Source organism: Armatimonas sp. (assembly GCF_031410135.1).
Classification (GTDB): Bacteria; Armatimonadota; Armatimonadia; order Armatimonadales; family Armatimonadaceae; genus Armatimonas.
In genome coordinates this window covers 1-5,995 of the sequence record NZ_JANNYP010000881.1, presented here as the reverse complement: position 1 = coordinate 5,995, position 5,995 = coordinate 1, and the positions used below count along the sequence as shown (strand labels likewise).

General features: G+C 59.9%; 6 protein-coding genes. 4 read left to right on the top strand and 2 right to left on the bottom strand.

Translation table 11 applies throughout. The features are described from left to right. Nucleotides 1-74: 74 nt before the first annotated feature. A complete protein-coding gene (gene nagA / locus RMO15_RS31655) occupies nt 75-1,202 on the top strand; it encodes an N-acetylglucosamine-6-phosphate deacetylase (RefSeq protein ID WP_309722796.1) in 1,128 nt (375 codons plus the stop codon). Here nagA and RMO15_RS31650 read toward each other — a convergent pair. Continuing rightward, nucleotides 1,187-1,987, bottom strand: a complete 801-nt coding sequence (locus RMO15_RS31650) for an ATP-grasp domain-containing protein (RefSeq protein WP_309722793.1) — start codon at nt 1,985-1,987, stop codon at nt 1,187-1,189. The two genes, nagA and RMO15_RS31650, sit on opposite strands and share 16 nt — an antisense overlap. A 22-nt stretch (nt 1,988-2,009) precedes the next feature. On the opposite strand from RMO15_RS31650, the gene RMO15_RS31645 reads away from it, so the two are divergent. From RMO15_RS31645 to RMO15_RS31635, 3 genes are read left to right on the top strand one after another with little or no spacing between them, the layout of a single operon-like run. Continuing rightward, entirely contained in the window at nt 2,010-2,450 is a 441-nt protein-coding gene (locus tag RMO15_RS31645; protein ID WP_309722792.1) for a hypothetical protein, read from the top strand. Between the two features lie 30 nt (nt 2,451-2,480). Next, nucleotides 2,481-3,701, top strand: a complete 1,221-nt coding sequence (locus RMO15_RS31640) for an aspartate aminotransferase family protein (RefSeq protein ID WP_309722789.1) — start codon at nt 2,481-2,483, stop codon at nt 3,699-3,701. Between the two features lie 27 nt (nt 3,702-3,728). Continuing rightward, nucleotides 3,729-4,862, top strand: coding sequence for a redoxin domain-containing protein (locus tag RMO15_RS31635; RefSeq protein ID WP_309722786.1), 1,134 nt, complete (start codon nt 3,729-3,731; stop codon nt 4,860-4,862). On the opposite strand, the gene RMO15_RS31630 is transcribed toward RMO15_RS31635, so the two are convergent. Next, nucleotides 4,837-5,883, bottom strand: a complete 1,047-nt coding sequence (locus tag RMO15_RS31630; protein WP_309722784.1) for a UDP-N-acetylmuramate dehydrogenase — start codon at nt 5,881-5,883, stop codon at nt 4,837-4,839. The genes RMO15_RS31635 and RMO15_RS31630 overlap by 26 nt on opposite strands. Nucleotides 5,884-5,995 lie beyond the last annotated feature (112 nt).

The window sequence follows — 5,995 nt, the reverse complement described above, 5'->3', positions numbered from 1 at the left end:
ACACCGGCACCAACTCCTGAGCCGAATGCGACACCGAACCCGATCAACCCCAACATGCCCCAGGACGGGCGCTGATGGAGCTGCGCAACGTTCGCATCGTCACACCAGAGCGTGTGATCGAGAACGGTAGCCTGAGCATTGACAGTGGACGGATTGTGGCGATTAGTGAAGTGCCCGGCACACCGTCGGGCCTGACGGTGCTCCCTGGCTTTATTGACCTGCATATCCACGGCGGCGGCGGTGCAGACACGATGGATGCCACGCCCGAGGCACTCGCGACGATCTGCCGCACCCACGCCACGCACGGCACCACGCGCCTGCTGGCCACCACAATCACGCAGAGCAATGCGGCGATCACGGCGGCTCTCGCCAATGTGGCAAAGGCCCCCCCCGCCCCCGATAACGGGGGAGCCAGTGTTGCTGGCATTCACCTCGAAGGCCCGTATATTAGCCCCAGTAAGCCGGGCGCACAGCCCAAAGAGTTCGTGCGGGACTACGACCAAGCTGAGTTCGCACTCTGGCTGGATGCGGCGCAGGGGAAGCTTCGGCAGATCACACTCGCCTCGGAGCAGCCTGGCGGCGAGGCGCTCATGGCCGCCTGTAGCACCGCGGGAGTCGTGATCTCACTAGGCCACACCGATGCCACAGCGGAACAAACAAAAAGCGCAATTGGGCTAGGTGCACGGCAGGCGACCCATCTCTTCAACGCGATGAACGGGATTCACCACCGCAACCCCGGCCCGATCCCTGTCTTTATGACCGACCCCCGCGTTCGCGTGGAAGTCATTGCCGATGGGCACCATGTCGCCCCGGAAGTGATCGCCATGACCTACGCCGCCGTCGGGGCAGAGCGCTTTATCGCCATCACGGATGCCATGGCGGGCGCGGGCAACGGCGATGGCCTCTATAAGCTTGGTGGGCACGAGGTCACCGTGACCAACGGACGCGCCACGCTCGCTGATGGGACGCTGGCAGGCTCGGTGCTCTTAATGGACCAGGCCGCGCGTAATCTTCGTGCTTGGTGCAATCTCGGCTGGCAAGAGATCGCCCAAGTGACGGCCACCAACGCCGCCGATCAGCAAGGTTGGCACGACACGGGCCGTCTCATCGAAGGCTCAATTGCAGACTTAGTCATCGTGAACGATGAGCTCACGGTTCAAGCGACCTACGTGGGCGGCGACTGCGTCTACTCCGCCGCATAGGGCGCAACGGCACGCACGATGTCCTCTAGGTCGCAGGCATAGAGGCCCGCTGTACCAAACGTGTTAAGCTCCAGAACAAAGTAGCCCTCCGAGGTCTGGGCAATATCTACCACGAAAACTTCGGTGGGACGCCACGTATGCACTGCAATCGCTCGTGCCACAGCCCACGCTTCCTGGGGTGCTCCCCGCTCAAACACCAGAGTCTCGCCCCATTTATACTGCGACGCCGCAATAGCCTGCTCACCCACAATCACAAAGCGCCACTCGCCTAAAATCTCGCGGGGCGACGCAACCAGCAACAGGAAATCCTCGGGGATCGTCGGCCAGCGTCTATGCCGGGAAAAGTGTGCGTCTTGCAGATTTGTGCCCGGCTCCAGCAGGAGTCCCGAGAGTAGCTTGCCGCCGCCCGCAGGCTTGATAAACACCGGCTCCGTGCGGGGACGCATCAGAAATTCCCCATAGGTCAGCCACTGTGCATCCGCGTTGAGTGTCAGTACCCCGTAGGCGGGGAGCCAGTGCCGCGCCTCAAGCCGCTCGGAGCAAAACGCGCCCGGACGAAGTGGCCAGTGCGTGTGTGCCCAGCTCGCAAAGCCTACGGAGCCGGTGACGATCAAAGGCCGCCCGGAGTCAAAGTAGGGGATCGCTTCGGGAGCAAGGTGCTGCTTGGCGGGATCGAAGCGTGTCTCAATGGCCTCATGCCCACAGCCACGAATCACGTCCACGAGCGGCTCGCCCGTGAGCCCGAGGTTGCGTGCGGGCTGCTGATCCACGATCCAGAGTGTCATGCTCTAGGGTATACCATAGGTCATGCAGCGCCAGCAGGAATCCCCACTCTCCCACCTACCCAAGCAACGCCGTATGGTTGGAGAACTTCTGATTGCCTGGTTAATTCTCGTCTGGGGAGTGGTTTCTGGGGGGACTAGCCTACCTTTTGCTCTCATTACCTTCCGTGAGGGACTTGCGACGTTTCCCTTGCCGCTTCTCCTAACCAATCTCTTAATTTTTCTCCAAGCCGTTCTCTGTATGGTAAGCGGGCTATGTGTACTCTTGCGGCAACGGCTTTTTGCCAAGTATGGGATGCTGATGATTGCCCTTTGCTTTCTGGGTATAGGGGCGATGAATGTCTGGTTGGTAAAAGGCGTGCTGGATGTGGGAGTGCTTCTCTGGTCTTCTGTCTCTGTGATCATTGCTGTTGCACTCATCTTGCTCGGACGTTGGCTGGGCCAGCAAGAAGATCATGAAGAGTAAGCGGGGAGACAAAAACGGTACAATTCCCCCATGACCCCCGGCCCGAAATCCCGCGCCCTCGCCGCTACGCTGCGGCGCTTTGAATCCCCCAATGTGACGTTTCTCGCGGAGGACGGCAGCTTTCCAATCTTCTGGGAGGAGGCGCATGGCTGCACGGTGATAGACGCCGACGGCCAGGAGTATCTTGACCTCACGGCGGCGTTCGGTGTGGCGAGCATCGGGCACACCAACCCCGTCGTCTCAGCGGCGATTGCGGCGCAGGCCCGAAAACTCATTCATGGGATGGGCGATGTCCACCCCAGCCGCGTGAAAGTCGAGCTGGCACAGAAGCTAGCCGAAATGACGCCGGGGGATTTGGGGGGCGCACTGTTTGGAACCTCAGGCGGCGATGCGGTCGAGGCGGCGCTGAAGACGGCGCGGGTCTTTACCGAGAGGCCCGGTGTGGTGGCGTTCACGGGTGGCTACCACGGGCTGAACTTAGGGGCACTTGCCGTGACCCATCGCTCGGACTTTCGGGAGCCGTTTGCCGGGCAGATCGCGCCCTTTGCGATTCACAAACCCTACGGCGAGTTCTTAACATCGCTTCCCGAGGGCGTGGGGGCGGTGCTGGTCGAGGCGATTCAGGGGCGCGGCGGGATCGTCGTGCCACCTGCGGGCTGGCTGGAGTCACTGAAGGCGCTCTGTGAGAAAAGTGGGGCGCTACTGATTCTGGATGAGATTTTCACTGGCTGGGGCCGCACCGGCGACTGGTTTGCCTGCCAGCACGAGGGCGTGGTGCCGGATATCTTGTGTGTGGGAAAAGCACTGGGCGGGGGACTTCCCATCTCAGCGTGCCTTGCCCGACCCGAAGTGATGGCGGCGTGGGGCGTCTCGATGGGCGAGGCACTGCACACGTCCACGTTTTTAGGAAATCCTCTGTGTTGTGCCGCCGCGCTTGCGGCTCTCAGTGAGCTGGAGCGACTGGACGCGCCTGCACTAGCTAAGCAGCGCGGGGCGTTTTTTATTCAGCAACTAGAGCGGCTGCAAGCGCAGCTCCCGACGAAAATTCTCGCGGTGCGAGGGCGTGGGCTGATGCTGGGAATCCAGCTCGCGGGGGCATGTGCCGGGGAACTGATGGTGAAATTGCTCCACCGTGGCGTGATTGTCTTACCGGCAGGCGACGGTGACATTTTGGAGTTCACCCCGCCACTGGTTATCTCCGAGGAGGAAATAGCGCATGCTGTCACACAATTGGAGCTAGTACTGTCTTAGTATTGAGAGAAAGGTTGATTTTATCTTATGATTCCTATGGTTCCTGTACTGGCACTCGTGGCGCAAACTCCCGACGCTGCGATCCAGAAGATTCTCGCAGACTCGGCTACTGCCTACCGCAATGCTTCTGCACTTTCGCTGACGGTCGCAACAAACCAGCCGGGCCGCAAGATCACGTCCGAGGTGACTCTGCTCAAGACCGGTAAGCTGGTAGCGACGATTACCAATGCACAAGCGGTGATGCGGGTCGTGGCGGACGGGACAACTATCTATAGCCACAACGAGGTCGAAAAGGCGGAGAAGTACGTTAAAGAGCCTGGTACCACTCTCCAAGCCGCGATTGGGGTTCTGGGGCGCAAGGGGGGCGTGGGCGTGGGGCTATTAACGATCTTGTTGACCAGCCCTACCGCCGATAAGCAGATTATTCCGGGCAAACCAGAGTCTCTGACGAAGGGAGCCAATGAGACGCTGGATGGTGTTGTTTGTGAGGTGGTCACCGCAGTGGTGGGTAATGCGCAGCAGAAATCTGCTTACCAGTTTGCCTTTGGCAAGGAAGATCACTTTTTACGGCGTCTTACGATTGGCCCCGTTGACGGGACTCCCAATATCACCGAGACCTACACGAAAGTGACCGCTAATCCAACACTGGCAGCTTCGACATTTACCTATGTCCCTGTAGCAGGAGCCGTGGCTATGGATGCTCCCAAAGAACCGACGCGTTATGATGAGCGGCTGAAGGTGGGAGCGGAACCCTTTAAGCTGGTTGGGGTGGACCTAGCCGGAAAGCCCGTCTCCTACGCCGACTACAAAGGCAAAGTGCTCCTCGTGGACTTCTGGGCGACCTGGTGTGGCCCGTGTATCGCGGAGCTGCCCAATGTCCAAGAGGCCTACACCAAGTTCCACGATCAGGGCTTTGAGATTTTAGGGATCTCGCTAGACCAAGAGAACGCTCGTCCTAAGCTGGAGAAGTTCATCCAGGACAAAAACATGCCTTGGCGGCAGATCTTCGATGGCAAGTACTGGCAGGCTGCCAACGCCGTGAGCTATGGGGTTCGCTCTATTCCCTTCACGCTTCTCATCGGCAAGGACGGAAAGATCGCTGCCGTCGGGGCGCGGGGCGCAAACTTGGCTCCGGCTATTGAGGCAGCTCTGAAGAAATAACGGTCGCGCCCTCAGGGAGCTCTGTGCTCCCTGGGAACCCGACAAAGATGGGCTCCGGGTGCAGGACAACTCCCCAGGTTTTGTGGACACACTCCTGCACCCTTTTTGCCGCAGCCACCACATCGGCTGCCATCCCCCCCCCTTGGTTGACGAGGGCGAGAATGTGCTTGCTCGAAAGCCCGATACCACCTGCAAGCGTCTCGCCACGCATGAGGCCCGAGCGCTCGATGAGCCACGCCGCCGGAACTTTGACGCGGCCATCGGGTTGGGCAAATCGTGGGGCCGTTCCGGGGGCTTGGGAGGCTTCCAGAATAGGGTTCTTGAAGAACGATCCGGCGCTGCGGCTATCGGGGTCGGCAGGGTCAACGACCATGCCTTTTTGTGCCCGAATCTGCCGTACTGTGGCGGCTACCTCGGTGAGCGTGGGCGAGGTGTCAGGGCCGAAGTGGTGGATAAGATCGCGGTACGTAAGATTCGGGGCGGCGTTTTCTTTGAGGGCGAACTCAACTTCTAAGATCAGCCATTGCCCCAGCTCCTCGGTGTTGAAGCGGCTCTGGCGATAGGCGAAGCGGCACTCGGCATTGGAGAACGAGTGAATGGCGAGCGTTTTACGGTTTAGCGCTGTCACGGAGACGATGGTATCGGCGACTTCTTGGCCATAGGCCCCGACATTCTGGATGGGGGTGGCCCCGACGGTTCCTGGAATCCCGGCAAGGCACTCGACACCGGCAAGATTTTGCGACACGCAGTGGTCTATGAAGTCGTTCCAGTCGACGCCTGCCCCAACCGTCAGCCCCACTTGATGGGTAAGGTTGGGACGGAGCACGAGGCCCGGCCAGCCGGAGTCGGCGATAACCAGGTTGCTACCGCCCCCTAGAACAAAGACGGGGAGGTCACGGTTTTGGGCCTCAACCAGAGCAATATGTATATCAGCAGGAGTGGTAGGAGTGCAAAAAAAGCGAGCAGGGCCACCAATTCCGAGGGTGGTATAAGAGGCGAGGGAGACATCTTCCGAAAACACGGCACTTAGTGTACCACGAAAAAAAATAACGCCCGGTAAATTACCGAGCGTTATTGGGTTAAAGGAAGGGAACTACCAGCGTCCGCCGCCGCCGCCACCGTAGTCACCGCCG